The 23,260-nt window shown below is 52.9% G+C and carries 21 protein-coding genes and 6 tRNA genes; 13 read left to right on the top strand and 14 right to left on the bottom strand.

What is annotated here, in order from left to right; translation table 11 throughout:
* The first annotated feature begins 3 nt into the window (after positions 1-3).
* The 12 genes from alaS to luxS all read left to right on the top strand — a co-directional run bounded on the left by alaS (position 4) and on the right by luxS (position 7,618).
* Positions 4-2,631 carry an alanine--tRNA ligase gene (alaS, locus tag N7268_RS00215; protein ID WP_260861373.1) on the top strand — a complete coding sequence of 876 codons (2,628 nt, stop codon included), beginning with the start codon at positions 4-6 and terminating at the stop codon, positions 2,629-2,631.
* A gap of 237 nt (positions 2,632-2,868) precedes the next feature.
* Positions 2,869-3,054, top strand: coding sequence for a carbon storage regulator CsrA (csrA, locus tag N7268_RS00210; RefSeq protein WP_000906486.1), 186 nt, complete (start codon positions 2,869-2,871; stop codon positions 3,052-3,054).
* A 339-nt stretch (positions 3,055-3,393) separates the two neighbouring features.
* Positions 3,394-3,486: transfer RNA gene (locus N7268_RS00205), tRNA-Ser, on the top strand.
* A 3-nt stretch (positions 3,487-3,489) separates the two neighbouring features.
* Positions 3,490-3,566 (top strand) — tRNA-Arg (locus tag N7268_RS00200).
* A gap of 63 nt (positions 3,567-3,629) precedes the next feature.
* A tRNA-Arg gene (locus tag N7268_RS00195) sits at positions 3,630-3,706 on the top strand.
* A 63-nt stretch (positions 3,707-3,769) separates the two neighbouring features.
* Positions 3,770-3,846: transfer RNA gene (locus tag N7268_RS00190), tRNA-Arg, on the top strand.
* Between the two features lie 39 nt (positions 3,847-3,885).
* Positions 3,886-3,962: transfer RNA gene (locus tag N7268_RS00185), tRNA-Arg, on the top strand.
* A gap of 171 nt (positions 3,963-4,133) precedes the next feature.
* Positions 4,134-4,210: transfer RNA gene (locus N7268_RS00180), tRNA-Arg, on the top strand.
* Between the two features lie 117 nt (positions 4,211-4,327).
* On the top strand, positions 4,328-4,894 hold the full coding sequence (gene yqaB / locus N7268_RS00175) for a fructose-1-phosphate/6-phosphogluconate phosphatase (RefSeq protein WP_260861372.1): 567 nt from the start codon (positions 4,328-4,330) through the stop codon (positions 4,892-4,894).
* Complete coding sequence (locus N7268_RS00170; RefSeq protein WP_198906171.1) at positions 4,891-5,319, top strand: YqaA family protein; 429 nt, start codon at positions 4,891-4,893, stop codon at positions 5,317-5,319. Before yqaB ends, N7268_RS00170 begins: the two co-directional genes overlap by 4 nt.
* 77 nt (positions 5,320-5,396) lie before the next feature.
* The gene (gene gshA / locus N7268_RS00165) at positions 5,397-6,953 is read left to right on the top strand and encodes a glutamate--cysteine ligase (protein WP_260861371.1); all 1,557 of its coding nucleotides are present in this window, start codon (positions 5,397-5,399) and stop codon (positions 6,951-6,953) included.
* Positions 6,954-7,102: 149 nt separating this feature from the next.
* Complete coding sequence (luxS, locus tag N7268_RS00160) at positions 7,103-7,618, top strand: S-ribosylhomocysteine lyase (RefSeq protein ID WP_260861370.1); 516 nt, start codon at positions 7,103-7,105, stop codon at positions 7,616-7,618.
* Positions 7,619-7,666: 48 nt separating this feature from the next.
* Here the strand turns inward: luxS and emrB are convergent, their stop codons facing one another.
* The 14 genes from emrB to N7268_RS00090 all read right to left on the bottom strand — a co-directional run bounded on the left by emrB (position 7,667) and on the right by N7268_RS00090 (position 21,818).
* Positions 7,667-9,205, bottom strand: a complete 1,539-nt coding sequence (gene emrB / locus N7268_RS00155) for a multidrug efflux MFS transporter permease subunit EmrB (RefSeq protein ID WP_260861369.1) — start codon at positions 9,203-9,205, stop codon at positions 7,667-7,669.
* 16 nt (positions 9,206-9,221) lie between these two features.
* Positions 9,222-10,394, bottom strand: a complete 1,173-nt coding sequence (emrA, locus tag N7268_RS00150) for a multidrug efflux MFS transporter periplasmic adaptor subunit EmrA (RefSeq protein WP_260861368.1) — start codon at positions 10,392-10,394, stop codon at positions 9,222-9,224.
* Between the two features lie 130 nt (positions 10,395-10,524).
* Positions 10,525-11,055: a transcriptional repressor MprA gene (gene mprA / locus N7268_RS00145; RefSeq protein WP_198906181.1), complete on the bottom strand. Its 531-nt coding sequence runs from the start codon at positions 11,053-11,055 to the stop codon at positions 10,525-10,527.
* Positions 11,056-11,145: 90 nt separating this feature from the next.
* Positions 11,146-11,481, bottom strand: coding sequence for an L-valine transporter subunit YgaH (gene ygaH, locus N7268_RS00140; protein WP_260861367.1), 336 nt, complete (start codon positions 11,479-11,481; stop codon positions 11,146-11,148).
* The gene (locus tag N7268_RS00135) at positions 11,471-12,208 is read right to left on the bottom strand and encodes an AzlC family ABC transporter permease (RefSeq protein WP_260861366.1); all 738 of its coding nucleotides are present in this window, start codon (positions 12,206-12,208) and stop codon (positions 11,471-11,473) included. Before N7268_RS00135 ends, ygaH begins: the two co-directional genes overlap by 11 nt.
* 122 nt (positions 12,209-12,330) lie before the next feature.
* Positions 12,331-13,515 (bottom strand): MFS transporter, encoded by a 1,185-nt coding sequence (locus tag N7268_RS00130; RefSeq protein WP_260861365.1) that lies wholly within the window; start codon positions 13,513-13,515, stop codon positions 12,331-12,333.
* A gap of 181 nt (positions 13,516-13,696) precedes the next feature.
* A complete protein-coding gene (gene proX, locus N7268_RS00125) occupies positions 13,697-14,692 on the bottom strand; it encodes a glycine betaine/L-proline ABC transporter substrate-binding protein ProX (RefSeq protein ID WP_260861364.1) in 996 nt (331 codons plus the stop codon).
* Between the two features lie 68 nt (positions 14,693-14,760).
* Positions 14,761-15,825 (bottom strand): glycine betaine/L-proline ABC transporter permease ProW, encoded by a 1,065-nt coding sequence (gene proW, locus N7268_RS00120; protein WP_260861363.1) that lies wholly within the window; start codon positions 15,823-15,825, stop codon positions 14,761-14,763.
* Positions 15,818-17,020: a glycine betaine/L-proline ABC transporter ATP-binding protein ProV gene (proV, locus tag N7268_RS00115; RefSeq protein ID WP_260861362.1), complete on the bottom strand. Its 1,203-nt coding sequence runs from the start codon at positions 17,018-17,020 to the stop codon at positions 15,818-15,820. Before proV ends, proW begins: the two co-directional genes overlap by 8 nt.
* Before the next feature lie 354 nt (positions 17,021-17,374).
* Entirely contained in the window at positions 17,375-18,334 is a 960-nt protein-coding gene (gene nrdF, locus N7268_RS00110) for a class 1b ribonucleoside-diphosphate reductase subunit beta (protein ID WP_260861361.1), read from the bottom strand.
* A 10-nt stretch (positions 18,335-18,344) separates the two neighbouring features.
* On the bottom strand, positions 18,345-20,489 hold the full coding sequence (nrdE, locus tag N7268_RS00105) for a class 1b ribonucleoside-diphosphate reductase subunit alpha (RefSeq protein WP_260861360.1): 2,145 nt from the start codon (positions 20,487-20,489) through the stop codon (positions 18,345-18,347).
* The gene (gene nrdI / locus N7268_RS00100; protein ID WP_260861359.1) at positions 20,462-20,872 is read right to left on the bottom strand and encodes a class Ib ribonucleoside-diphosphate reductase assembly flavoprotein NrdI; all 411 of its coding nucleotides are present in this window, start codon (positions 20,870-20,872) and stop codon (positions 20,462-20,464) included. The genes nrdE and nrdI overlap by 28 nt, the downstream gene beginning before the upstream one ends.
* Positions 20,869-21,114, bottom strand: coding sequence for a glutaredoxin-like protein NrdH (nrdH, locus tag N7268_RS00095; protein WP_198906195.1), 246 nt, complete (start codon positions 21,112-21,114; stop codon positions 20,869-20,871). The genes nrdI and nrdH overlap by 4 nt, the downstream gene beginning before the upstream one ends.
* Before the next feature lie 272 nt (positions 21,115-21,386).
* Positions 21,387-21,818: a carboxymuconolactone decarboxylase family protein gene (locus tag N7268_RS00090; protein WP_260861358.1), complete on the bottom strand. Its 432-nt coding sequence runs from the start codon at positions 21,816-21,818 to the stop codon at positions 21,387-21,389.
* A 90-nt stretch (positions 21,819-21,908) separates the two neighbouring features.
* Here N7268_RS00090 and N7268_RS00085 point away from each other — a divergent pair, with 90 nt between their 5' ends.
* Positions 21,909-23,249 carry a PLP-dependent aminotransferase family protein gene (locus tag N7268_RS00085; protein WP_260861357.1) on the top strand — a complete coding sequence of 447 codons (1,341 nt, stop codon included), beginning with the start codon at positions 21,909-21,911 and terminating at the stop codon, positions 23,247-23,249.
* Positions 23,250-23,260 lie beyond the last annotated feature (11 nt).

The raw sequence follows: 23,260 nt of genomic DNA, 5'->3' as shown, positions 1-23,260 counted from the left end.
ATTATGAGCAAGAGCACCGCTGAGATCCGTCAGGCGTTTCTCGATTTTTTCCACAGTAAAGGACATCAGGTAGTTGCCAGCAGCTCCCTGGTCCCAAACAATGACCCTACTTTGTTGTTTACCAACGCCGGGATGAACCAGTTCAAGGATGTTTTCCTTGGCCTCGACAAGCGTAATTATTCCCGCGCAACCACCTCGCAGCGTTGCGTACGCGCGGGCGGTAAACACAACGATCTGGAAAACGTCGGTTACACTGCACGTCACCATACCTTCTTCGAAATGCTGGGTAACTTCAGCTTCGGCGATTACTTCAAACACGACGCTATTCAATATGCATGGGAACTGCTGACGGGTGAAAACTGGTTTGCCCTACCGAAAGAGCGTTTATGGGTAACCGTCTACGAAACAGACGATGAAGCCTATGAAATCTGGGAAAAAGAAGTCGGTATCCCGCGCGAACGTATCATCCGTATTGGTGATAACAAAGGTGCGGCATATGCTTCCGACAACTTCTGGCAGATGGGCGACACCGGTCCTTGCGGTCCGTGCACCGAAATTTTCTACGATCACGGTGACCACATTTGGGGCGGCCCTCCGGGAAGCGCGGAAGAAGATGGCGATCGCTACATTGAGATCTGGAACATCGTCTTCATGCAGTTTAACCGTCAGGCTGACGGCACCATGGAACCGCTGCCAAAACCGTCCGTAGATACCGGTATGGGTCTGGAGCGTATTGCTGCTGTGCTGCAACACGTTAACTCCAACTACGAGATTGACCTGTTCCGCTCGCTGATTGAATCCGTGGCGAAAGTGACCGGTGCGACCGATCTGAGCAACAAATCACTGCGCGTTATTGCTGACCATATTCGTTCTTGCGCATTCCTGATTGCCGATGGTGTGGTGCCGTCGAATGAAAACCGTGGCTATGTGCTGCGTCGTATCATTCGTCGTGCTGTGCGTCATGGCAACATGCTGGGCGCGAAAGACACCTTCTTCTACAAGCTGGTGGGGCCGCTGGTAGACGTCATGGGCTCTGCTGGTGAAGAACTGAAGCGTCAGCAGGCCATGGTTGAGCAGGTTCTGAAAACCGAAGAAGAGCAGTTTGCGCGTACGCTGGAACGTGGTCTGGCACTGCTGGATGAAGAACTGGCAAAACTGTCCGGCGATACGCTGGATGGTGAAACCGCATTCCGTCTGTATGACACCTATGGCTTCCCGGTTGACCTGACTGCGGACGTTTGCCGCGAGCGCAACATCAAGGTGGATGAAGCGGGCTTTGAGGCCGCAATGGAAGAACAGCGCCGCCGTGCGCGTGAAGCCAGCGGTTTTGGTGCTGACTACAATGCGATGATTCGCGTTGATGGTTCATCTGAATTTAAAGGCTACGAGAGCCTGGAACTGAACGGCAAAGTGACCGCGCTGTTTGTCGATGGTAAAGCCGTAGACACAATTAACGCCGGTCAGGACGCGGTTGTCGTTCTGGATCAGACGCCGTTCTATGCTGAATCCGGTGGTCAGGTTGGCGATAAAGGCGAACTGAAAGGCGCTGGTTTCGCTTTTGCTGTCAGCGACACGCAAAAATATGGCCAGGCGATTGGTCACATTGGCAAGCTGTCCGCAGGTTCACTGAAAGTGGGCGATGCGGTACAGGCTGATGTGGATGAAGCTCGTCGTGCGCGTATTCGTTTAAATCACTCCGCAACGCACCTGATGCATGCGGCGTTACGCCAGATTCTGGGCACGCATGTGGCGCAGAAAGGCTCTCTGGTCAACGATAAAGTGCTGCGTTTCGATTTCTCTCATACTGAAGCGATGAAGCCATCTGAAATTCGTGCCGTTGAAGATTTGGTGAATGCGCAAATCCGTCGCAACCTGCCTATTGAAACCAATGTCATGGATCTCGAGGCTGCAAAAGCCAAAGGCGCGATGGCGCTGTTTGGTGAGAAATATGATGACCATGTGCGCGTTCTGAGCATGGGTGATTTCTCCACCGAACTGTGCGGCGGGACTCACGCCAGCCGTACGGGTGATATTGGCTTGTTCCGTATTGTGTCCGAATCCGGCACTGCGGCAGGCGTTCGCCGTATCGAAGCCGTAACGGGCGAAGGCGCTATCCATACCGTGCATGCTGAGAGCGATCGCTTAAGCGATATTGCACAGCTGCTGAAAGGCGATAGCCAGAATCTGGGTGATAAAGTGCGTTCCGTACTGGAGCGTACTCGTCAGCTCGAGAAAGAATTGCAGCAATTGAAGGAACAGGCCGCAGCGCAGGAAAGCGCAAATCTTTCCAGCAAAGCGGTTGATATCAACGGCGTGAAGCTGCTTGTGAGCGAGCTGGCGGACGTTGAGCCTAAAATGCTACGTACGATGGTTGATGATCTGAAAAATCAACTGGGGTCCACTGTTGTTGTACTGGCAACGGTAGTCGAAGGTAAGGTTTCTCTGATTGCGGGTGTGTCTAAGGATGTGACAGATCGCGTGAAAGCAGGGGAACTGATTGGAATGGTCGCTCAGCAGGTCGGTGGTAAGGGTGGTGGTCGTCCGGACATGGCGCAAGCCGGTGGTACGGATGCTGCGGCTCTGCCAGCAGCGTTAGCCAGTGTGAAAGGCTGGGTCAGCGCAAAACTGTAATAACTATAAGCGTTAGCGCATGCTGTAGCCCTTGGTTACAGCATGCGAATCAATGCTATCGACAACGATAAAGTCAGGTTGAAGTTGTGTATATCGGCTAAACTTAGGTTTAACAGAATGTGATGCCGTGACTGCTTACACTTAGGTGTTTGTCATCGCTTACTTTTTGGCGTTATATGATGGATAATGCCGGGATACAGAGAGACCCGACTCTTTTAATCTTTCAAGGAGCAAAGAATGCTGATTCTGACTCGTCGAGTTGGTGAGACCCTCATGATTGGCGATGAGGTCACCGTGACAGTTTTAGGGGTGAAGGGCAACCAGGTGCGCATTGGCGTCAACGCCCCGAAAGAAGTTTCTGTCCATCGTGAAGAGATCTACCAGCGTATCCAGGCTGAAAAATCCCAGCAGTCCAGTTACTAAGGTTTTCGCGTCTCACCTTTCTGGTGAGGCGCAACCTGATTGTGTTTTACTCTTCTCTCCTCTCTTTTGTTCTTCATCTTACCCAATTCCTCTACGCCAGTTCCCTTATTGTCTTTCTCTGTGATTTTTCTGTTTGTTCATCGCCTCGTGAAAATGCCAATTTATCTGTTGATAAAACACTCTTTTTGCCGTTTTTGCAGACTAATTGCGCGTGAAGTGTGCAAACGATAAAAGCGCTGGAAAAATTGTTTGACTTATAAGTCCCAGAAAGTAATATGTGCGCCACGCAGCGACGATGAGCAGAAACAAGTTCTTCGAAGCACTCGTAAGAGGCGTGTTGGTGAGGTGGCCGAGAGGCTGAAGGCGCTCCCCTGCTAAGGGAGTATGCGGTCAAAAGCTGCATCCGGGGTTCGAATCCCCGCCTCACCGCCATTTGCATCCGTAGCTCAGCTGGATAGAGTACTCGGCTACGAACCGAGCGGTCGGAGGTTCGAATCCTCCCGGATGCACCATCTCTTACTTGATATGGCTTTAGCGGCGATATCAAAAATCTGCAGTAAAGTAGTTTCCCTGATGCATCCGTAGCTCAGCTGGATAGAGTACTCGGCTACGAACCGAGCGGTCGGAGGTTCGAATCCTCCCGGATGCACCATCTCTTACTTGATATGGCTTTAGCGGCGATATCAAAAATCTGCAGTGAAGTAGTTTCCCTGATGCATCCGTAGCTCAGCTGGATAGAGTACTCGGCTACGAACCGAGCGGTCGGAGGTTCGAATCCTCCCGGATGCACCATATTCTTCGCAGTATTAGTAGTAATCAGCAATTCCCGATGCATCCGTAGCTCAGCTGGATAGAGTACTCGGCTACGAACCGAGCGGTCGGAGGTTCGAATCCTCCCGGATGCACCATCTTCTCCGAGATAACAGCCAAACTGTTGTTTCATGGTCTGCGAGATAATCGCGAGTGCCAGGGAGGATAACGTTGCTTCAGCAACGGCCCGTAGGGCGAGGCGCAGCCGAGTAATCCTCCCGGATGCACCATCTTCTTCGTAGTATTAGTAGTAATCAGCAATTCCCGATGCATCCGTAGCTCAGCTGGATAGAGTACTCGGCTACGAACCGAGCGGTCGGAGGTTCGAATCCTCCCGGATGCACCATCTCCTCCCTTTCTGAATAATCTCTTTGCTCCCTGAACAATCCTCAATTCGCTGTCAGCGACAAAATCAATCAATTACGATAAAATAACGTCTGGTCATTCGGCTTGTGAGAAGACGATGTACGAACGTTATGCGGGTTTGATTTTTGATATGGATGGGACCATCCTGGATACTGAACCCACGCACCGCAAAGCGTGGCACGAGGTATTAGGACACTATGGCCTGTGTTTTGATGAACAAGCTATGGTCGCTCTCAACGGCTCCCCAACGTGGCGTATTGCCCAGTCGGTTATTGAACTGAATCATGCCGATCTGGACCCTCATGCACTGGCTCGTGAAAAAACCGATAAGGTTAAAAGCATGCTGTTGGACAATGTCCAGCCTTTACCGTTGGTCGAGGTTGTGAAAGCCTGGCATGGTCGCCGCCCTATGTCGGTCGGTACCGGGAGTGAAAGTGCGATTGCGGAAGCGCTGCTCGCTCATCTTGGGTTGCGTCACTATTTTGATGCCGTGGTCGCTGCTGACCATGTACAACGGCACAAGCCTGCTCCTGATACTTTCTTATTGTGTGCTGAGCGTATGGGTGTAGCCCCGGCTCGCTGTGTCGTGTTTGAAGATGCTGATTTTGGGCTGCAGGCGGCGCGTGCAGCAGGAATGGATGCCGTGGATGTTCGGTTATTGTGAGTGATGCTCTGTCACTCCTGTCACTGTTTGCCAGTAGTTTTCTCAGCGCCACGCTATTGCCTGGTAATTCTGAAGTTGTTTTAGTTGCCTTGCTGGTTTCTGGGGTAAGTCATCCCTGGGTCTTAGTCTTAACAGCAACAATGGGTAATAGCCTTGGAGGGTTAACTAACGTTATCCTTGGGCGTTTCTTTCCTTTGCGTAAAACATCGCGCTGGCAAGAGAAAGCCACTGGCTGGCTAAAGCGCTATGGCGCTGTCACTCTCTTATTAAGCTGGATGCCGGTTGTGGGTGATTTGCTGTGCCTGTTAGCTGGATGGATGCGCATCTCGTGGGGCCCGGTAATATTTTTTTTATGTCTTGGCAAGGCGCTGCGCTATGTTGTGGTCGCAGCGGTTACGACGCAAGGCATTATGTGGTGGCACTAATTGTGTTGTGGGATAGCCTGTAGGGTAACCATTACCATTATGCTAATTAAAACGATTTTGACAGGCGGGAGGTCAATTTGATCCCGGACGTATCACAGGCACTGGCCTGGCTGGAAAAACATCCTCAGGCGTTAAAGGGGATTCAACGTGGGCTGGAGCGCGAAACGCTGCGTGTTAATGCGGATGGCTCATTAGCAACGACGGGGCATCCTGATGTGTTAGGCTCAGCGCTAACGCATAAGTGGATCACCACTGATTTTGCTGAAGCTCTGCTCGAGTTTATTACTCCTCCGGGCGATGATATTCAGAAAATGCTCACGTTCATGCGCGATCTGCATCGCTATACCGCCAGAAACCTGGGTGATGAGCGTATGTGGCCGTTGAGCATGCCTTGTTATATTGCCGAAGGTCAGGATATCGAGCTGGCTCAGTACGGTACCTCGAACGTTGGGCGTCTGAAAACACTGTACCGTGAAGGTCTCAAAAACCGTTACGGCGCGTTGATGCAAACCATCTCCGGCGTGCACTACAATTTTTCTCTGCCGATGGCTTTCTGGGAAGCGAAATGCGGCGTCACGGACGGTATCGACGCGAAAGAGAAAATCTCCGCAGGCTACTTCCGTCTGATCCGCAACTATTACCGTTTTGGTTGGGTGATCCCGTATCTGTTTGGCGCATCTCCGGCCATTTGTTCCTCCTTCCTGCAAGGTAAACCCACAACGCTGCCGTTTGAAAAAACCGATTGTGGTATGTATTACCTGCCTTATGCCACGTCGTTGCGCCTGAGCGATTTGGGTTATACCAATAAGTCGCAAAGCAATCTCGGAATTACGTTTAACGATTTGCATGAGTATGTGGCAGGATTGAAGCGCGCGATTAAAACGCCTTCTGAAGAATATGCGGCGATTGGCCTGGAGAAAGACGGTAAGCGTCTGCAAATCAATAGCAACGTTCTGCAGATTGAAAACGAGCTGTACGCGCCTATTCGTCCGAAACGCGTCACACGTAGCGGAGAGTCGCCGTCTGATGCGCTGCTGCGCGGCGGCATCGAGTACATTGAAGTACGTTCGCTGGATATTAACCCCTTCTCGCCGATTGGTGTGGATGAGCAGCAGGTGCGTTTCCTCGATCTGTTTATGGTCTGGTGTGCGCTGGCCGATGCGCCGGAAATGAGCAGCGATGAACTGCTCTGTACGCGCACCAACTGGAATCGGGTGATTCTGGAAGGTCGTAAACCGGGCCTGACGTTAGGTATTGGCTGTGCAACGGCGCAGTTCCCGCTGACAAAAGTCGGGAAAGATCTGTTCAGTGACCTGAAACGCGTGGCACAAACGCTGGACAGCATCCACGGAGGAGAGGAATATCAAAAAGTATGTGACGAGCTGGTCGCCTGCTTTGATAATCCTGAGCTGACATTCTCAGCGCGTATTCTGCGGTCTATGATTGATACGGGTATCGGCGGCACGGGTAAAGCGCTGGGCGAGGCTTACCGTAATCTGCTGCGTGAAGAACCGTTTGAAATCGTGCAGGAAGATGCATTTATTGCTGAACGCGAGGCTTCAAAGCGTCGTCAGCAGGAAATTGAAGCGGCTGATACTGAGCCGTTTGACGTGTGGCTGGACAAGCACGCCTGATACAAAAGAAAAAGGCCACTCGGGAGTGGCCAAAATTTCATCTCTGAAAACAGGGATGATGATAACAAATGCGCGTCTTTCATATACTCAGACTCGCCCCGGAACAAAGAGTTCAGATTATTTTTAAAAAATTTATCGGAGGTGGCTAAATGCCGTTGTTAGATAGTTTTACTGTCGATCACACCCGGATGGAAGCGCCCGCGGTCCGGGTTGCAAAAACGATGAACACCCCGCATGGCGACGCAATCACCGTGTTTGATCTGCGTTTCTGCGTTCCAAACAAAGAAGTGATGCCAGAGAAAGGCATCCATACTCTGGAACACCTGTTTGCGGGCTTTATGCGTAACCACCTTAACGGTAACGGCGTCGAGATTATCGATATTTCGCCGATGGGTTGCCGCACCGGTTTTTATATGAGCCTGATTGGCACGCCAGATGAACAGCGCGTAGCTGACGCCTGGAAAGCGGCGATGGCTGACGTGCTGAAAGTGCAGGATCAGAATCAGATCCCGGAACTGAACGTTTACCAGTGCGGAACGTATCAGATGCACTCCCTGAGCGAAGCGCAGGATATTGCGCGCCACATCCTGGAACACGACGTGCGTGTTAACAGCAATGAAGAGCTGGCGCTGCCGAAAGAGAAGCTGCAGGAACTGCACATCTAGTCTTCCTCCGGCACAAAAAAAGCCAGTTCAGATGAACTGGCTTTTTTATTAGTGCGCGCCGCCTCCGCCGCCACCCGCGCCGAATGGCGGTTTGGCGAACCAGACCAGACCCAGAAGTAGCAGGAAGATACCTGCTGACATCCAGAAGATCTCGTTGGCGGAAATAATCAGCCCCTGGTTGGTGATTTGCTGAGCCAGCCAGCCGGATGCCTGTTCTTTCGTCATTCCTAAACCCTGCAGTTGCTCATACATGGCCTGCGAATTAGGGTTGTACGGATTGACGGACTCCGTTAACTGCGCGTGGTGGAGTGACTCGCGATTGGTCCACATGGTGGTGGTAATCGACGTGCCAATTGACCCCGCCAGCGTACGTGTAAAGTTAGACAAGCTCGATGCTGCCGCCAGACGCTCAGGTGGTAAACCCGACAGCGTGATTGTGGTCAGCGGCATAAAGAAGCAGGCCACGGCGAAGCCCTGGATAAACTGCGGCCAGGCCGATGCACCAAAATCCATACCCGGTTCGAACGTCCATGCACGCCAGTAGAAACAGACGGCATACATAATAAAGCTGAACGTCACCAGCCGACGCATATCCAGTTTGTGTGCAAAGCGGCCAATAATCGGCGACAGGATCACCGGAATCACCCCAACCGGCGCTGACGCCAGACCCGCCCATGTCGCAGTGTATCCGTAGACCTCCTGCAACAACTGCGGCAGCAGGACGATTGCGCCAAAGTAGAGCATATAGGCCAGACTGATACACAAACAGCCGATGGTAAAGTTCCGCGATTTAAACAGCGAGAGATCGACAATAGGGTGATCGTCGGTAAGCTCCCAGACTATCAGGAAGCTGATGGCCACCACGGCAACCACAGTCAGGATGATAATTTCCTGCGAGGCGAACCAGTCCAGCTCTTTACCGCGGTCGAGCATAATCTGCAAACTACCGATACCAATGACCAGCAAAGCCAGACCAATGGCGTCAATACGTCGCTGCTCGGTGCGGGTTTCCCGACCGCGCAGGGTTTGCAACGTCATCAAGACCACCGCGATACCGATAGGCACGTTGATGAAAAATATCCAGCCCCAGTGATAGTTGTCGCTGATGTAGCCCCCGAGGATAGGGCCACAAATAGGGGCGACAATCACCGTCATTGACCATAGCGCCAGCGCGATGGATCGTTTGGCAGGGGGATAGTTATTCAGTAACAGGCTCTGTGAGAGCGGAATTAACGGACCGGCGACAATCCCCTGAACCACGCGGAAAAAAATTAGCATGTTCAGGCTGTTGGACATACCACACGCCCACGACGCAATGGCAAAGGCGATGGTTGACCACATGAACAGTTTCACTTCGCCAACGCGTTTTGCCAGCCAGCCGGTGATCGGGATCGAGATGGCATTCGCCACCCCGAACGAAGTGATCACCCAGGTCCCCTGGCTCAGAGAAGAGCCCAGGTTCCCGGCAATAGTGGGGATTGCCACGTTAGCAATGGTGGAGTCCAGCACCTGCATGAATGTCGCCATCGACAGCGCGATCGTCATGATGACGAGCTGCGCGCCTTCCAGCGGTTTTTGCTGTTGCATCACACGCACCTTTGAATTAGCCCGCGTTGGCCCGCACGATCTCTTCGATCATCTTATTGACCGGATCAAGATTGATTTCTCGCGCATTACTTTCAGCGACCGGCGTTGTACGGACCTGGCTTGCCAGGATCTGTCCGTCACGATTGGACGTATCGACGGTGACCAGCGTAGATAAACCAATTCGCAGCGGATGCTGTGCCAGTTGTTGCGCATCCAGCTCGATGCGAACCGGCAGACGCTGTACCACTTTGATCCAGTTACCGGTTGCGTTTTGTGCGGGCAGCAGGGAGAAGGCGCTACCTGTCCCCATATCCAGACCCACCACTTTACCGGTGTATTTCACGTCATCACCGTAAATATCACTGATGACTGTCGCCGGTTGGCCGATGCGCATGTGCGCTAACTGCGTTTCTTTGAAGTTTGCATCCACCCACAGATTCGTGGCCGGTACAACAGCCATCAGCGGTGTGGTGGGGCTAATTTGCGCGCCAGGCTGTACGGCGCGGCGGGAAACATAGCCGGTCATTGGACTGACAATTTTAGTACGTTCCAGCGCCAGCCAGGCATTGCGCACTTCGGTCGCTGCCTGTTGTACGGCGGGTTGTTCTTCCAGGCGGCTGCCGAGGATCATGGCCTGGTTGGCATTATATTGCTGAATGGCGACATCAAGCTGAGCTTGTGCGCTGGCAACGGCATCACGCGCATGTTGCAGCTCTTCACGGCCAATCAGGTTGGCATTACCCAGCGGAACGCGACGGTTAAAGTCGCTTTGTGCCTGCGCCAGTGCGGTTTTCTGCACTTCAATGCTGGCCTGTAGCTGTTTGCTGTTGATCATCAGCTGGTGCGTCTGACGCACGCTGGAGGCCAATGCCGTTTTCGCTTTTTCAAACGCCTGTTTAGCGTCGGTCTGGTCCAGCGTGACCAGCACATCGCCTTGTTTGACATAGTCAGTGTTATCAGCCCAGACTTTCGTCACGCTGCCTGATACCTGTGCCATGATTTGAACCTGGTTCCCTGCCACGTACGCATCGTCAGTCTCTTCGACATGACGCAGTACCATAAACCAATAAATCCCATATGCCACGGCAATGATAATAAAGAGCAAGGTCAAAAGGAGCAGCGCACTTTTACGTTTGCCATTCTTATTGACCGGTTGCTGCGGGGTTTGAGTCTCCGCATTTGCGCTCATGTTGTTCTCCACGATCTTATTTTTTTTCACATCGGCTGAGCCGACCTGTTTATCAGAAAGGCCAGCAGTATGACGTGCTGGCCTGTCGGTTTTTCTTTTATAAATCTGGATGTCTGAGCGAGTCGACGCGTTAGCGCAGCGCTTCGAGTACCGCGCCATCCTGCTCCATCTGGTCAAGACGAGTCAGAAGTTTACGGGTGATATGCTCAAGCTGATCTTTTTCGGTGTTACTGAGAGATGACCAGAGCTGATGCAGGCAGTTATGCTGAGGCGGTAATACCTCTTGCAAAAACGCATGGCCTTTCTCGGTCAATTGCAGATGCAGACAACGGCGATCGTTATCGCTCTCGCGACGTTCGATCCAGCCACGCTTTTCTAACTCATCCGCGATGCGAGTGGCGTTCGTCCGTGACGAGCCAAGCGCACAACTGAGTTCAGAAGGCTGAATACTGTGGTTTTCCTGAGACTCCAGCGTAATCAACGCCATAAACAATGTCTCGTTAATCCCTTGAGCTTTCAGCATCTTATTGCGGTTTTCCAGCAGCTTGCCTTGCATGTGCATGCAAAGACGAGTCAGAAGAACTTCCTGATAAGGGAACTCTTCGTAGCGGCTGGCGCGAAATTTTAGCATTTGTTCAATGGGCGTAAACGAACTATCCATTTGGGTATAACCTCATTAATTTCAGCCGATATAGTAACGACGGTGACAAATAAAGTAAATGTATTATTTATTTAAAATGATTATTTTTATCTATATGACGACCAGCATTTTCCAGGCTAATCCATAGCCCAGAGCACTCAGTAATGTCGGAATGATAATGCTGCGGGTCTTATAGAAACTTGCACCCAGTACGACAAACCCCACCAGCGTAGGCACGAACCGACGGATGTCGTGCATCACTTCTGGTGCGGTAGACACCACCAGCAGGGCGCAAATTGATGCAATACCGATGGTGTCGAGTAATATGCCTGTCGCACCGCGTTTCGTCGGGCGAACATTGCCCACGCCCAGGCGGAGCGGCAGATAACGAAAACAGTAATTTACGCAGCCGACCAGCAGGCCGAGCAGCAATACGTCATAGCTCATCAGGCACTCCCTGCCAGAACGACTGTATGAGCGCCGTCAGGCATCCGCAGACGATGCCTGCGAGGATGGCGGCAGGGATCGAAAACAACATCACACCTGCCAGCGCTCCGGCTAATGCCGCGCTAACGCAAAGCGCCTGTTTACGCTGGAAAGAGGCGAGCAGAAAACTCATAAACAGCGCCGGGAGCATAAAACCCAGCGCCGCTTCAACGGCGGGAAAATCTTTCAGTAAGCCGCTGCCGGAAAATGCGCCAATGACCGTGCCAAATACCCAGGAAATCCATGAGCATAGCGCAATGCCAATCATCCAGTTTTCACTCCAGCGCCGATTATCCCGCACCAGTTTTGCCGTTGCGGCGGCGAACACTTCATCGGTGAGACCAAAGGCCCAGAGTGCGCTTTTCGGTTTGCTCAGTCGCCTGGCGATACGGCTTCGTAGGGAAGGGCCATACAAAACATGGCGAACATCCATCGCCATCACGGTGAGTGCTGCGACCCACAGTGAGCTGCCTGCGGCAAGCATGGTGGTGATAACAAACTGGCTGGCTCCCGCGTAGATAATGCAGGAGAAGAAGACACTCTCAATCGGAGTAAAGCCCAGGCGAGTGGCATTGAGACCAAATGCAAAAGCGACCGGAATATAGCTGATCACTATCGGCAGGCTGTCTTTGAATCCTTCCGTTAACGTTGCCGGGCTGGGTTCAGACTGGGGAACAGGGCTTTCCATAAGATTGTGTGCTTCATTACCGAAATTAAAATAACCTGGCTCAATGAGTTATAACCTTAGCAGACTGATGAGCTCCTTAACACCCTGAGGAGCCCAAACAGAGGTAAACGTGAGCGATACGCTTAATTTACGGCTTCCTGGCGGTGAAATCCTCGCCACCAGACCAGCAGATTGAGTACGGCAACGGTCATACCCGCCAGACAAACGCCCACCCAACCGGCATGCTGCCAGGCGGAGGCCGAAATCAGTGAACCTGCGGCACCGCCAATAAAATAGCTGGTCATGTATCCGGCGGTCAGCCGGTTACGTGCATCAGGGTAAAGGCGATAGATGACCGTCTGGTTGGTGATATGCACGCCCTGGACGGTGAGATCCAGCACCAGGATACCGATAATCAGCATGGGTACTGAAACATGGCCGAGCCAGATAGCCAGCCAGGAGAGCAGCAGTAACAGCAGTCCTGCCGTCGTCGTAAGATGGGATTTGCCTTTATCGGCAACCCCCCCCGCCGGACGCGCGCCTAACGCACCGGCAGCGCCTGCCAGTCCAAACAGACCAATCATCCCCTCCGAATAGTTAAAGGGCGGCGCCGCGAGCAAAAACGCCATTGATGTCCAGAGAATACTGAAGTTGGCAAAGGTCAGGCAGCCCAGCATCGCGCGGGTACGCAGCAATTTATCGTGAATAAACAGGCTGAATACGGAGCCTAACAGTTGAGGGTAGTTGAGATGAGTTTCAGATTTCATCTTCGGCAGGCCGCGCCACAGCGCAATCGCCATCAGCGCCATTAATCCCGATGCCACCCAAAATACGGTACGCCAGCCGCCGAGATTGGCCAGCAGCCCGGCGACGGTACGTGCCAACAGAATGCCCAGCAGCAGGCCACTCATAATCGTGCCGACGACTTTGCCACGCTTATCCGGCGTAGCAAGCGTGGCGGCCAGCGGAACCAGAATTTGCGCCACGACCGAAAATAAGCCGGTCAGCGCCGTTCCGAGGATCAGCATAGCCAGTGACTGGCTACTGGCGGTAATTAACATCCCGCCCGCCGCCAGTAACGTCATGGAGACAATAAGCGTCCGGCGTTCAAACATATCGCCGAGCGGCACCAGAAACAGCAGACCCGCAGCGTAACCCAGTTGGGCGGCGGTGACGATAAAGCCGGCCGTACTGGCGGACAACGCGAAGTTGCGTGCGATGGTGTCGAGTAGGGGTTGCGCGTAATAGTTGCTGGCGACGGCGAGGCCGGTTGCCACAGACATGAGAACGATCAGCGCCGGGCTAAGCCCATGAGTGGGTTTGGTCATTAGTGTGAGTCGTAAGTCAGATGATAATTGCCAGGGAAATGAATAATAGCGGAAGTTGATGAATGTTGTTGGTTTGTTACGTGGTGGATTGTGCGCTTTAGGCGAAGGGGCTTCCCGGCTGGCGAGCGTGGAAGGAGGCCGGACAGGGCGCATCGCGCCGCCATCCGGCGTAAAGGTCAGGTTACTTCTGCGCGGCCAGCGCCTCTTTCACCCAGCCGTCGAACTGCTGCTGGTGGGCTTTGATCCAACCATCAACGTGACCCTGTACGTCTGCTTCAGAAGATTTGCCATCGTGCATCATCGCGTTCTGCGCGTTGATATCCGCCAGCGGCAGCTTCATGATCGCAAACAGTTTTGCCGCTGCCGGGTTCTTCTCTGCCCAGGCCTTATTCGCCACGATATGCATGGTGTTGACCGGGAAGCCATAGTTGGCACCGTTCGGCAGTTTGGTATCAATGTCTTTCTGCTCGCCCGGCAGGGAAGAGAACGGAACCTGCAACCAGACCACATCTTTGCCTGGCTTCATCACGTCGCTCACCCAGTACGGCGTCCAGGTGTAGTAAAGGACGGGTTTGCCTTCTTTAAAACGGGTAATGGTGTCCGCCATCATCGCCGCGTAGTTGCCGTGACTGACATCGACCGTTTTTTCCAGATCGAACGCTTTGTTCTGGTGGTTGATGACCGCTTCACAGCCCCAGCCCGGAGAGCAACCCATCATGTCGGCTTTACCGTCGCCGTTGGTGTCAAAGATTTTGGCAATCTTCGGATCTTTTAACTGGGCGATGTTGGTGATGTTGTACTGCTCAGCCGTTTTCTTGTCGATCAGATAACCCTGCGCGGCACCCGTGACGAATACCCCCTCGCGATAAAACTTTTTATCTCCACCTGCGGCAGCATACATATCATCATGCAGCGGCTGCCAGTTCACGGCGGTAAAAGTCGCATCGCCAGAGGCAATGGAGGTGTAGCCTACGTTGTAATCTACTTCGCTTGTTTTGTTGACGGTGTACCCCAGTTTTTCCAGCGCACGGCCTACCAGCAGCGTCTGGAAGGACTCTTCAGAGATGGTGCTCTGGATAGGTTGTACAGTGATGCCTTTACCCGGCAGATCGGCAGCGAAAGCGCTGGTGGAGACAAGGGTGGCAAACGCTGTGGCAATAATAGCTTTCTGTCGCATCGTTGTTCCTTAATTATTGGAGGGACGTGTGGGCCCGGTAAGCAATGCGCCACCGGGCAATGGGTGAATTACTGAATGAACGGGCGGGTGATAAGCCCAACAGGTCCGGTGGTGTACCAGCGACGGTTACCACGGCTGCGCGAATCGCGGCCGACGGCCTGCGTCAGACGATCCAGAATAATGGCGAGGATGACAATCCCGACACCACCGACGGTAGCCAGCCCCATATCCAGGCGACCGATACCGCGCAACACCATCTGACCCAGACCGCCAACCGCGATCATTGAGGCGATGACGACCATGGAGAGGGCCAGCATCAGCGTCTGGTTAACCCCCGCCATAATGGTGGGCATCGCCAGAGGGAGCTGCACTTTGAACAACATCTGACGTGGACTGGCGCCAAACGAGCGTGAGGCTTCAATCAGATCCGCAGGAACCTGGTTAATCCCCAGAATGGTCAGACGCACAATCGGGGGCAGGGCGAAGATAATCGTCACCACTACACCCGGGACGTTACCGATACCGAACAACATGACAATCGGCACCAGGTAGACAAACGCTGGCGTGGTCTGCATCGCATCGAGTAGCGGGCGAACAATCTTTGCTGCCCGTGGGCTGCGCGCCAGCCATATCCCCATTGGCAGACCGATCACCACGCAGAACAACAGCGCGGTCAGCACCAGCGCCAGAGTTATCATGGCCTGCGACCAGGCGCCAATTGCGCCGATAGCGATCAAAGAGATCAGCGTGGCGATGCCCATTCCAACGCCGGAAATCTGCCAGGCGATCAGCGCGAAAATGACAATCGCCACCGGCGCGGGCATGCCCAGCAGCAACTGCTGGAAGCCATTCAGAATGTAATCAACCGGAACACGAATGCCCTGGAAGACGGGACGAAAATGGGTCACAACCCAGTCGATCCCTTCAGTGACCCAGCTGTCCAGCGGGATCAGCGTCTTATGGAACGGATCCATAATGTTGAAATGCTCAGGTGCTGGTGCCGGTGCGCTGGTCAGCCAGTCTGCGCTACCACCGTCGGCAGGCGCAGCGGATGACGTGCCCCAGGCATCTGCGGATTGTGCGGCGCTATCGGCCGCAGGTGTGGTATCCCACGGGTTTGTTTGATCAGCCATTGTTTGCCCCCTCACGATCTAAAGCCTGTAACAGCATGCGTTTTGAAATAATGCCCACATACTGCTGTTCCTCATCGACAACCGGTACCGCGCACGGCGCCTGTCCAACATGAGAAAGCAACTCGCTCAGAGGCGTTTGTGCATCCACGGCTAAGGGTTCATCGATTAACGCAGCCTCAATACCTTGTGCCTGGCTCAGGGCTGCTTTTAATGAGTCGATGGAGACCACGCCGATGAATTTATTACCACGTTCAATCACGTAGCCATATTCACGATCTTTGTCCTGCAATAATTGCAGCGCCGAGCGCGGACCCACGCCTGGCGTTTTACGAATTAAGCCTTCAGGACTACGGCGAGATATATCTTTAGCGCTGAACACCTGGCTAATATCAACACCGCGGAAGAAGGTGCGCACATAATCATTGGCCGGATTATTCAGGATCTCATCCGGTGTACCCACCTGCACCACTTCGCCATTTTGCATAATGGCAATTCTGTCGCCAATACGCATCGCTTCATCAAGATCGTGAGAAATAAAGACCACGGTACGTTGATGCTTCGCCTGCAGTTTTACCAGTTCATCCTGCATCTCTGTTCGAATTAATGGGTCGAGCGCCGAGAAGGCCTCATCCATTAATAAGATATCAGGGTTAATGGCTAATGCGCGGGCAAGACCGACACGCTGGCGCATACCACCGGAAAGCTCATCGGGATAGCTATGGGCATAATTTTCAAGCCCGACCTGGCGTAGCGCATCCAGCGCTTTTTCACGGCGCTCATCCGCGCCAGTACCGGCTAATTCCATACCGAATGCCGTATTATCGAGCACCGTCATATGCGGCATCAGCGCAAAGGACTGGAACACCATCGCAATCTTTTTTCTGCGCACCTCGCGAAGCTCGGCATCGGATATTTTTGCAATATCCACGCCGTCAATGAGTACCTGTCCGCGGGTGGGTTCAATCAGGCGATTGAGAAGGCGTACCATTGTGGATTTACCCGAACCGGATAATCCCATGATGACAAATATCTCGCCTTCTTCAATGGCCAGACTGGCGTCTTTAACGCCAAGCGATAGCCCTGTTTTATCCAGAATCTGCTCTTTTGAAAGTCCTTTTTCAATATATTTGAACGCTCTCTGTGGATGCTCGCCAAATATCTTATAGAGATTTTTAACTTCTAATTTAATTGCCATGCAATAGAATGATTCCTGTTATTTGTTTATATCGATATATTACCTGATGGAAATAGTGACCTTTTTCTACCCTAACATACTGAGAATCTGAGACAACCCTGAATTTGTTAGTGGCATGAATATTGCTGGAGGCCAGATGGCGAGATTTCCCATGATATAAGGGCTGAGCGTGGATAGGACCTTGTCGATATTTTTTGTAAATGACAGCAAAATGCCGCCTGAATTGTTGAAATTCAGGCGAATAAGACAGCTAATATTGAGTGTAGATCACACAATAATATTTGTGTGATAAAAATGTGATCTCCTTAAAATATTATTGCGGAAAACATAGCGTATTTACCACAATAATGAGAGCTAAAAGTTCCAGTCGTCGTCCTCCGTTTCGACCGCTTTTCCCATGACATATGACGAACCTGAGCCGGAAAAGAAATCGTGATTTTCGTCTGCATTAGGAGAGAGAGCCGCAAGGATCGCCGGATTGACCTCTGCCATTTCGGCCGGAAATAAGGGCTCATAACCCAGATTCATTAACGCTTTATTGGCGTTGTAACAAAGGAATGCGTTGACGTCATCAACCCAGTCCGTTTCCGCATACAACGCTTGTGTGTAGAGGACTTCGTTGTCATACAGGTCCATCAGCAGGTCGAGTGCAAAATTCTTGAGTTCTTCACGTGCAGATTCCGTAATAGACTCCAGCCCTTTTTGAAACTTATAACCGATGTAATAACCGTGCACCGCTTCATCACGGATAATCAGGCGAATTAAATCGGCGGTATTGGTCAACTTACCCCGGCTGGAGAAATACATCGGCAGCCAGAAGCCGGAATAAAACAGAAAAGACTCCAGAAATACGCTGGCAATTTTCTTCTTCAACGGATCGTCGCTGGCGTAATGGTTAAGAATGATGTTTGCCTTATGCTGGAGCGGCACGTTCTCCTCACTCCAGGCGTAAGCCGCATCCACATCTTTGGTCTGGCACAGGGTGGAAAAAATAGAGCTGTATGAACGCGCGTGTACGGCCTCCATAAAGCTGATATTCGACAACACCGCCTCTTCATGCGGAGTGATTGCATCCTTCATCAGCGCTGGCGCACCGGCAATATTCTGGATCGTGTCGAGCAACGTCAGTCCGGTGAAAACGCGGATGGTGAGTTGCTGTTCGGCGGCGTTTAGCGTCTGCCAGGCAGGAATATCATTAGAAAGCGGCACTTTTTCCGGTAACCAGAAATTGCTGGTCAGGCGGTTCCATACCTCAAGATCTTTATCATCCTCGATCTTATTCCAGTTGATGGCGCTCACGCGGGATAATTTCATACTGTTCTCCTTACAGTGCGCATGACACGCAGCCTTCGATTTCAGTGCCTTCCAGCGCCAGTTGGCGTAGGCGGATGTAGTAGAGGGTTTTGATGCCCTTACGCCAGGCGTAGATCTGCGCTTTATTGATATCGCGGGTGGTGGCGGTATCCGGGAAAAAGAGCGTTAGCGACAGCCCCTGATCGACATGGCGGGTCGCTTCGGCGTAGGTATCAATGATTTTTTCCGGGCCAATTTCATAAGCGTCCTGATACAGCGACAGATTTTCATTGGTCATAAATGGGGCCGGGTAGTAAACGCGTCCGGTTTTGCCCTCTTTGCGAATCTCCACTTTCGACACAATCGGGTGAATAGAGGAGGTGGCATGGTTGATATAGGAAATCGACCCGGTTGGCGGAACCGCCTGCAAATTCTGGTTATAGATGCCGTAGCGCATGACATCGTCGCTCAGCTGTAGCCACATCGCGCGGGTCGGCAGCGTAATACCGCTGCGGGCAAACAGCCCCCGGATTTTCTCCGTTTTGGGCTGCCAGTCATCCTGCAGGTATTGCGTAAAATACTCGCCGCTGGCATAGCGAGAGTGTTTGAATCCGGCAAAGGTTGTACCGCGTTCACGGGCAAGCTTCATCGATGTATGCAGTGCATGCCAGGTGATGGTGTAGAAATAGAGATTAGTGAAATCCAGTCCCTCAGGCGAACCGTAGGCAATACCTTCACGCGCCAGATAGCCATGCAGATTCATCTGTCCCAGGCCAATGGCGTGGGAGGCGCTGTTACCGGCTTCAATCGAGGGCACGCTGCGAATATGGCTCATGTCCGAGACGGCGGTTAAGCCGCGAACCGCGGTTTCAACCGTGCGGCCAAAGTCCGGTGAATCCATGGTGTGCGCGATGTTCAGTGAGCCAAGGTTGCAGGAGATGTCGTGTCCGGTCCGGGTGTAGCCCAGCGCCTCGTCATAAGTCGATGCGCTATTGACCTGCAAAATTTCAGAGCACAGGTTGCTCATATTGATGCGACCGGCAATCGGATTGGCGCGATTCACCGTGTCTTCAAACATGATGTAGGGATAACCGGATTCGAACTGAATTTCCGCCAGCCGCTGGAAGAAATCGCGGGCGTTGATGTATTTTTTACGCACACGTGCATCGGCGACCAGTTCGTCGTACTGCTCGCTGATGGCGATATCACCAAACGGTTTGCCGTAAATACGCTCCACGTCATAAGGTGAGAACAGCGCCATTTGCGCATTCTCTTTTGCCAGACGGAAGGTCACATCGGGGATCACCACGCCGAGTGAGAGCGTTTTGATGCGAATTTTTTCATCGGCATTTTCACGTTTGGTATCAAGAAAACGCAAAATATCCGGGTGATGTGCATGCAGATACACCGCCCCCGCGCCCTGACGCGCGCCCAACTGGTTTGCATAAGAGAAGGCGTCTTCCAGCATTTTCATTACCGGGATGACACCGGAAGACTGGTTTTCAATACGCTTGATGGGGGCACCGGCTTCCCGCAGATTCGAAAGCAGAAACGCCACGCCGCCGCCGCGTTTGGAAAGCTGTAGCGCCGAGTTTACCGCCCGGCCAATGGACTCCATATTGTCTTCAATACGCAACAGGAAGCACGAGACCAGCTCCCCGCGCTGCTGCTTGCCGCAGTTTAAAAAAGTTGGCGTGGCAGGTTGAAAGCGCCCGGAGAGCATTTCATCGGCGAGTTGCATGGCGAGCGTTTCATCACCTTGTGCAAGTGTAAGCGCCACCATCGTCACGCGATCCTCAAAGTCTTCGAGGTAGCGTTTGCCGTCAAAAGTTTTCAATGTATAGCTGGTGTAGAACTTCCATGCGCCAAGGAAGGTCTGGAAACGGAATCCGCTGGCGTGCGCGTGGGCGAAGAGCTTCACGACAAAGTCGCGATCGTAGCGGGTTAACACACTTTCATCGTAATAACCGTCACGTATCAACGTTTCCAGGCGCTCCTGCTGGCTGGCAAAGCGCACGGAACGGGGGCGGACGTGGTTTGCAAAAAACGCGTCCACTGCCTGATGGTCTTTATCGAACTGAATGCGGCCGGCATTATCGTACAGATTCAGCATGGCATTCAGGGCGTGAAAATCCAGGGTTGCCGGGTTCACACGTTCTGCGGTTGTCGTTGCCAAAATTCGCTCACTCCTTTTCGGACATTGTCGATATCGCTTTGCGTCCCCATCAGCTCAAAGCGATAGAGCCACGGCACGCCACATTTTTGTGAAATGACGTCACCGGCGCGACCGTAGGCTTCGCCGAAATTGCGATTGCCTGAGGCGATCACGCCGCGGATCATCGCCCGGTTGTGCGTATCGTTTAAAAAGCGGATCACCTGTCTCGGGACCGCACCTGCCGTGCCGCCACCGCCATAAGACGGCACAACCAAAATATAGGGTTCGTCTACCTGGAGCCGCTCACGTTCATTCAGCGGAATGCGCAGGGCAGGCAGTCCCAGACGCAGCATAAAGCGATGCGTATTTTCTGAGCTGCTGGAAAAGTAGACGAGGCTGCTCATGCGCTGGCCATATGGGCTTGCGGGCGCAGACGGTTGATCATGTCCGGGCGAAATCCTGACCAACGGGTTTCACCCGCCACCACGACCGGTAACTGGCGAAAACCTTGCTCACGCAGGGTTTCAGCCATCTCGGGGGACAGATCGACATTGATCATCTCAAAGTCAAACCCACGGCTTTCCATCGCCCGTTTCGTCGCGTGGCACTGAACGCAGTTATTACGAGTATAAATAATAATACGCATGATTCGTATTTCCATTTAAAAGTAAAAGAGTGACGCAAATGAGGCGTCGGGTTGTGTGTGTCCTGATAGAGAAGATACTAGATGTAGATTAATAAAGATTCAACCATACAAGATATGGGAATTTTAGATTGATGATGCGCGGGGTAATGAGCGCGGCGGGGAGAGCGGTTACCAGGGGGAAATTGCCGGATGGGGACGCAAGCGCCTTATCCGGCCTGGGCTGTACTGTGGTGTCGGCCTGAAACGCGAAAGCGTCATCAGGCGTCTTTCCACTACATGCGCATTCCCACCGCCAGGCGGTTAAAGCAGTTCATCAGACCGATTGCAAAGGTCAGATCGCTGATTTCACGGGCGCTGAAATGGTCGAGCAACGGCTGGTAAACATCATCTTCAGCATGTGTTCTGGCGATATCAGTGACGGATTCTGCCCACGCCAGCGCAACCTGTTCCTGGGCGCTAAAGTGATGGCTGACCCGCCAGCCGGCCAGGGCATCCAGCTTCGCTTGCTCTACACCAGACTTACGCAGGGCTTTACTGTGCATTTCCAGACAAAAAGCACAGCCGTTAATTTGCGAGATACGCAGATAAATCAGTTCCATCAGCGTGGTATCCAGGGCGCCATTCTCCAGCGCTTTTTTAGCCTGCCCAAGGGCGCTGTAGACTTCAGGGCTGAGTTCATAGTAGGGCTGACGTAACGTAGTCATTGTGTTTCTCCTCGTGTTGATGACCTGCAATGTAGCACTATAATGGTCTGCAATAGAGAGCCATATTTTGACTAAAAAAGCAGACCATAAATGCCACGCTATCAGTTAATCGCCCGTCAGTTAAAAACCGCTATTGAGCACGGTGAGCTTAAGCCCGGCACTCGATTACCTTCCAGCCGGACCTGGTCACAGGAACTGGGGGTTTCACGTTCGACAGTGGAAAATGCTTACGCGGATCTGGTCGCGCAGGGCTGGCTTGAGCGACACGGTCAGGCCGGAACGTTTGTGAGCAAGCAACTGCGGCTGGATACCACGCCTGCAGCGCCTGCCGTATTCGCCGGAGAAAATCCAACGCCGCAGATTTTTCAGATGGGATTACCCGCACTCGATCTTTTCCCCCGCGAGATCTGGGCACGGGTGATGGGGCGGCGCTTACGCACCCAGACGCGTTTCGACCTGGCGTTGGGGGATGTGTGCGGTGAACTGCTGTTGCGTCAGGCGATTGTCGATTATCTGCGCGTTTCTCGTAGCATTGAATGCCTGCCGGAGCAGGTATTTATTACCTCAGGCTATGCGGCGTCCATAACGCTAATCCTGCGCACGCTGGCAAAGCCCGGTGAGGGGATGTGGGTTGAAGATCCGGGGTTTCCGCTTATTCGGCCAGTGGTGATGCAGGAACGGGTTGAATTGATGCCCGTTCCGGTTGATGACGATGGCCTGGATGTCGATGTCGGGGTCCGCGATTACCCGCAGGCGCGTTTTGCACTTCTCACCCCGGCTCACCAGAGTCCGCTGGGTGTGGCGCTTTCATTAGCGCGCCGCCATCGGTTGCTGGAATGGGCTACCCGTGCGCAGGCATGGATTATTGAAGATGACTATGACAGTGAGTTTCGCTACCACGGTAAACCGTTGCCACCGCTGAAAAGTCTGGATGCGCCGCAGCGGGTTATTTATACCGGCACGTTCAGTAAATCGCTCTTTCCGGCATTGCGCACCGCCTGGCTGGTGGTGCCTGTCACGCAGGTCGCGCAGTTTCGCCAGCAGGCGGCGCTCACGGCCTGTAGCGTTCCCGTTTTATGGCAGCAAACGCTGGCGGACTTTATCCGCGAGGGGCATTTCTGGCGGCACTTAAAAAAAATGCGTCAACACTATGCGCAACGACGCCAGTGGATGGAAAACGCACTCGCAGATCAAGGCTTTACTGTGGTACCTCAGGACGGTGGTATCCAGATGGTGATGACCATTGCAGGCGATGATGTTGCATTAGTGCGCAAAGCGAATCAGGCCGGACTGGCGGTTCAGGCTTTAAGTCACTGGAGAATGGTGTCGGCGGGAAAGGGGGGAATATTGCTGTCATTTACCAATATTCATTCTGCGGAAATGGCCCAACAGGCCGCCCGGCAACTTCGGCAGGCAATAACTGATTCTTAAGATACTCATCC

The organism is Citrobacter sp. Marseille-Q6884 (assembly GCF_945906775.1).
GTDB lineage: Bacteria > Pseudomonadota > Gammaproteobacteria > Enterobacterales > Enterobacteriaceae > Citrobacter.
The sequence above is the reverse complement of the archived record's forward strand: the minus strand, read 5'-3'. Positions and strand labels throughout refer to the sequence as shown.

What these genes read in the sequence shown, in the direction of transcription:
- alaS (WP_260861373.1), top strand. Translation starts at nt 4, where the DNA reads ATGAGCAAGAGCACCGCTGAGATCCGTCAGGCGTTTCTCGATTTTTTC.
- csrA (WP_000906486.1), top strand. Translation starts at nt 2,869, where the DNA reads ATGCTGATTCTGACTCGTCGAGTTGGTGAGACCCTCATGATTGGCGAT.
- yqaB (WP_260861372.1), top strand. Translation starts at nt 4,328, where the DNA reads ATGTACGAACGTTATGCGGGTTTGATTTTTGATATGGATGGGACCATC.
- luxS (WP_260861370.1), top strand. Translation starts at nt 7,103, where the DNA reads ATGCCGTTGTTAGATAGTTTTACTGTCGATCACACCCGGATGGAAGCG.
- emrB (WP_260861369.1), bottom strand. Translation starts at nt 9,205, where the DNA reads ATGCAACAGCAAAAACCGCTGGAAGGCGCGCAGCTCGTCATCATGACG.
- emrA (WP_260861368.1), bottom strand. Translation starts at nt 10,394, where the DNA reads ATGAGCGCAAATGCGGAGACTCAAACCCCGCAGCAACCGGTCAATAAG.
- mprA (WP_198906181.1), bottom strand. Translation starts at nt 11,055, where the DNA reads ATGGATAGTTCGTTTACGCCCATTGAACAAATGCTAAAATTTCGCGCC.
- ygaH (WP_260861367.1), bottom strand. Translation starts at nt 11,481, where the DNA reads ATGAGCTATGACGTATTGCTGCTCGGCCTGCTGGTCGGCTGCGTAAAT.
- N7268_RS00135 (WP_260861366.1), bottom strand. Translation starts at nt 12,208, where the DNA reads ATGGAAAGCCCTGTTCCCCAGTCTGAACCCAGCCCGGCAACGTTAACG.
- N7268_RS00130 (WP_260861365.1), bottom strand. Translation starts at nt 13,515, where the DNA reads ATGACCAAACCCACTCATGGGCTTAGCCCGGCGCTGATCGTTCTCATG.
- proX (WP_260861364.1), bottom strand. Translation starts at nt 14,692, where the DNA reads ATGCGACAGAAAGCTATTATTGCCACAGCGTTTGCCACCCTTGTCTCC.
- proW (WP_260861363.1), bottom strand. Translation starts at nt 15,825, where the DNA reads ATGGCTGATCAAACAAACCCGTGGGATACCACACCTGCGGCCGATAGC.
- proV (WP_260861362.1), bottom strand. Translation starts at nt 17,020, where the DNA reads ATGGCAATTAAATTAGAAGTTAAAAATCTCTATAAGATATTTGGCGAG.
- nrdF (WP_260861361.1), bottom strand. Translation starts at nt 18,334, where the DNA reads ATGAAATTATCCCGCGTGAGCGCCATCAACTGGAATAAGATCGAGGAT.
- nrdI (WP_260861359.1), bottom strand. Translation starts at nt 20,872, where the DNA reads ATGAGCAGCCTCGTCTACTTTTCCAGCAGCTCAGAAAATACGCATCGC.
- nrdH (WP_198906195.1), bottom strand. Translation starts at nt 21,114, where the DNA reads ATGCGTATTATTATTTATACTCGTAATAACTGCGTTCAGTGCCACGCG.
- N7268_RS00090 (WP_260861358.1), bottom strand. Translation starts at nt 21,818, where the DNA reads ATGACTACGTTACGTCAGCCCTACTATGAACTCAGCCCTGAAGTCTAC.
- N7268_RS00085 (WP_260861357.1), top strand. Translation starts at nt 21,909, where the DNA reads ATGCCACGCTATCAGTTAATCGCCCGTCAGTTAAAAACCGCTATTGAG.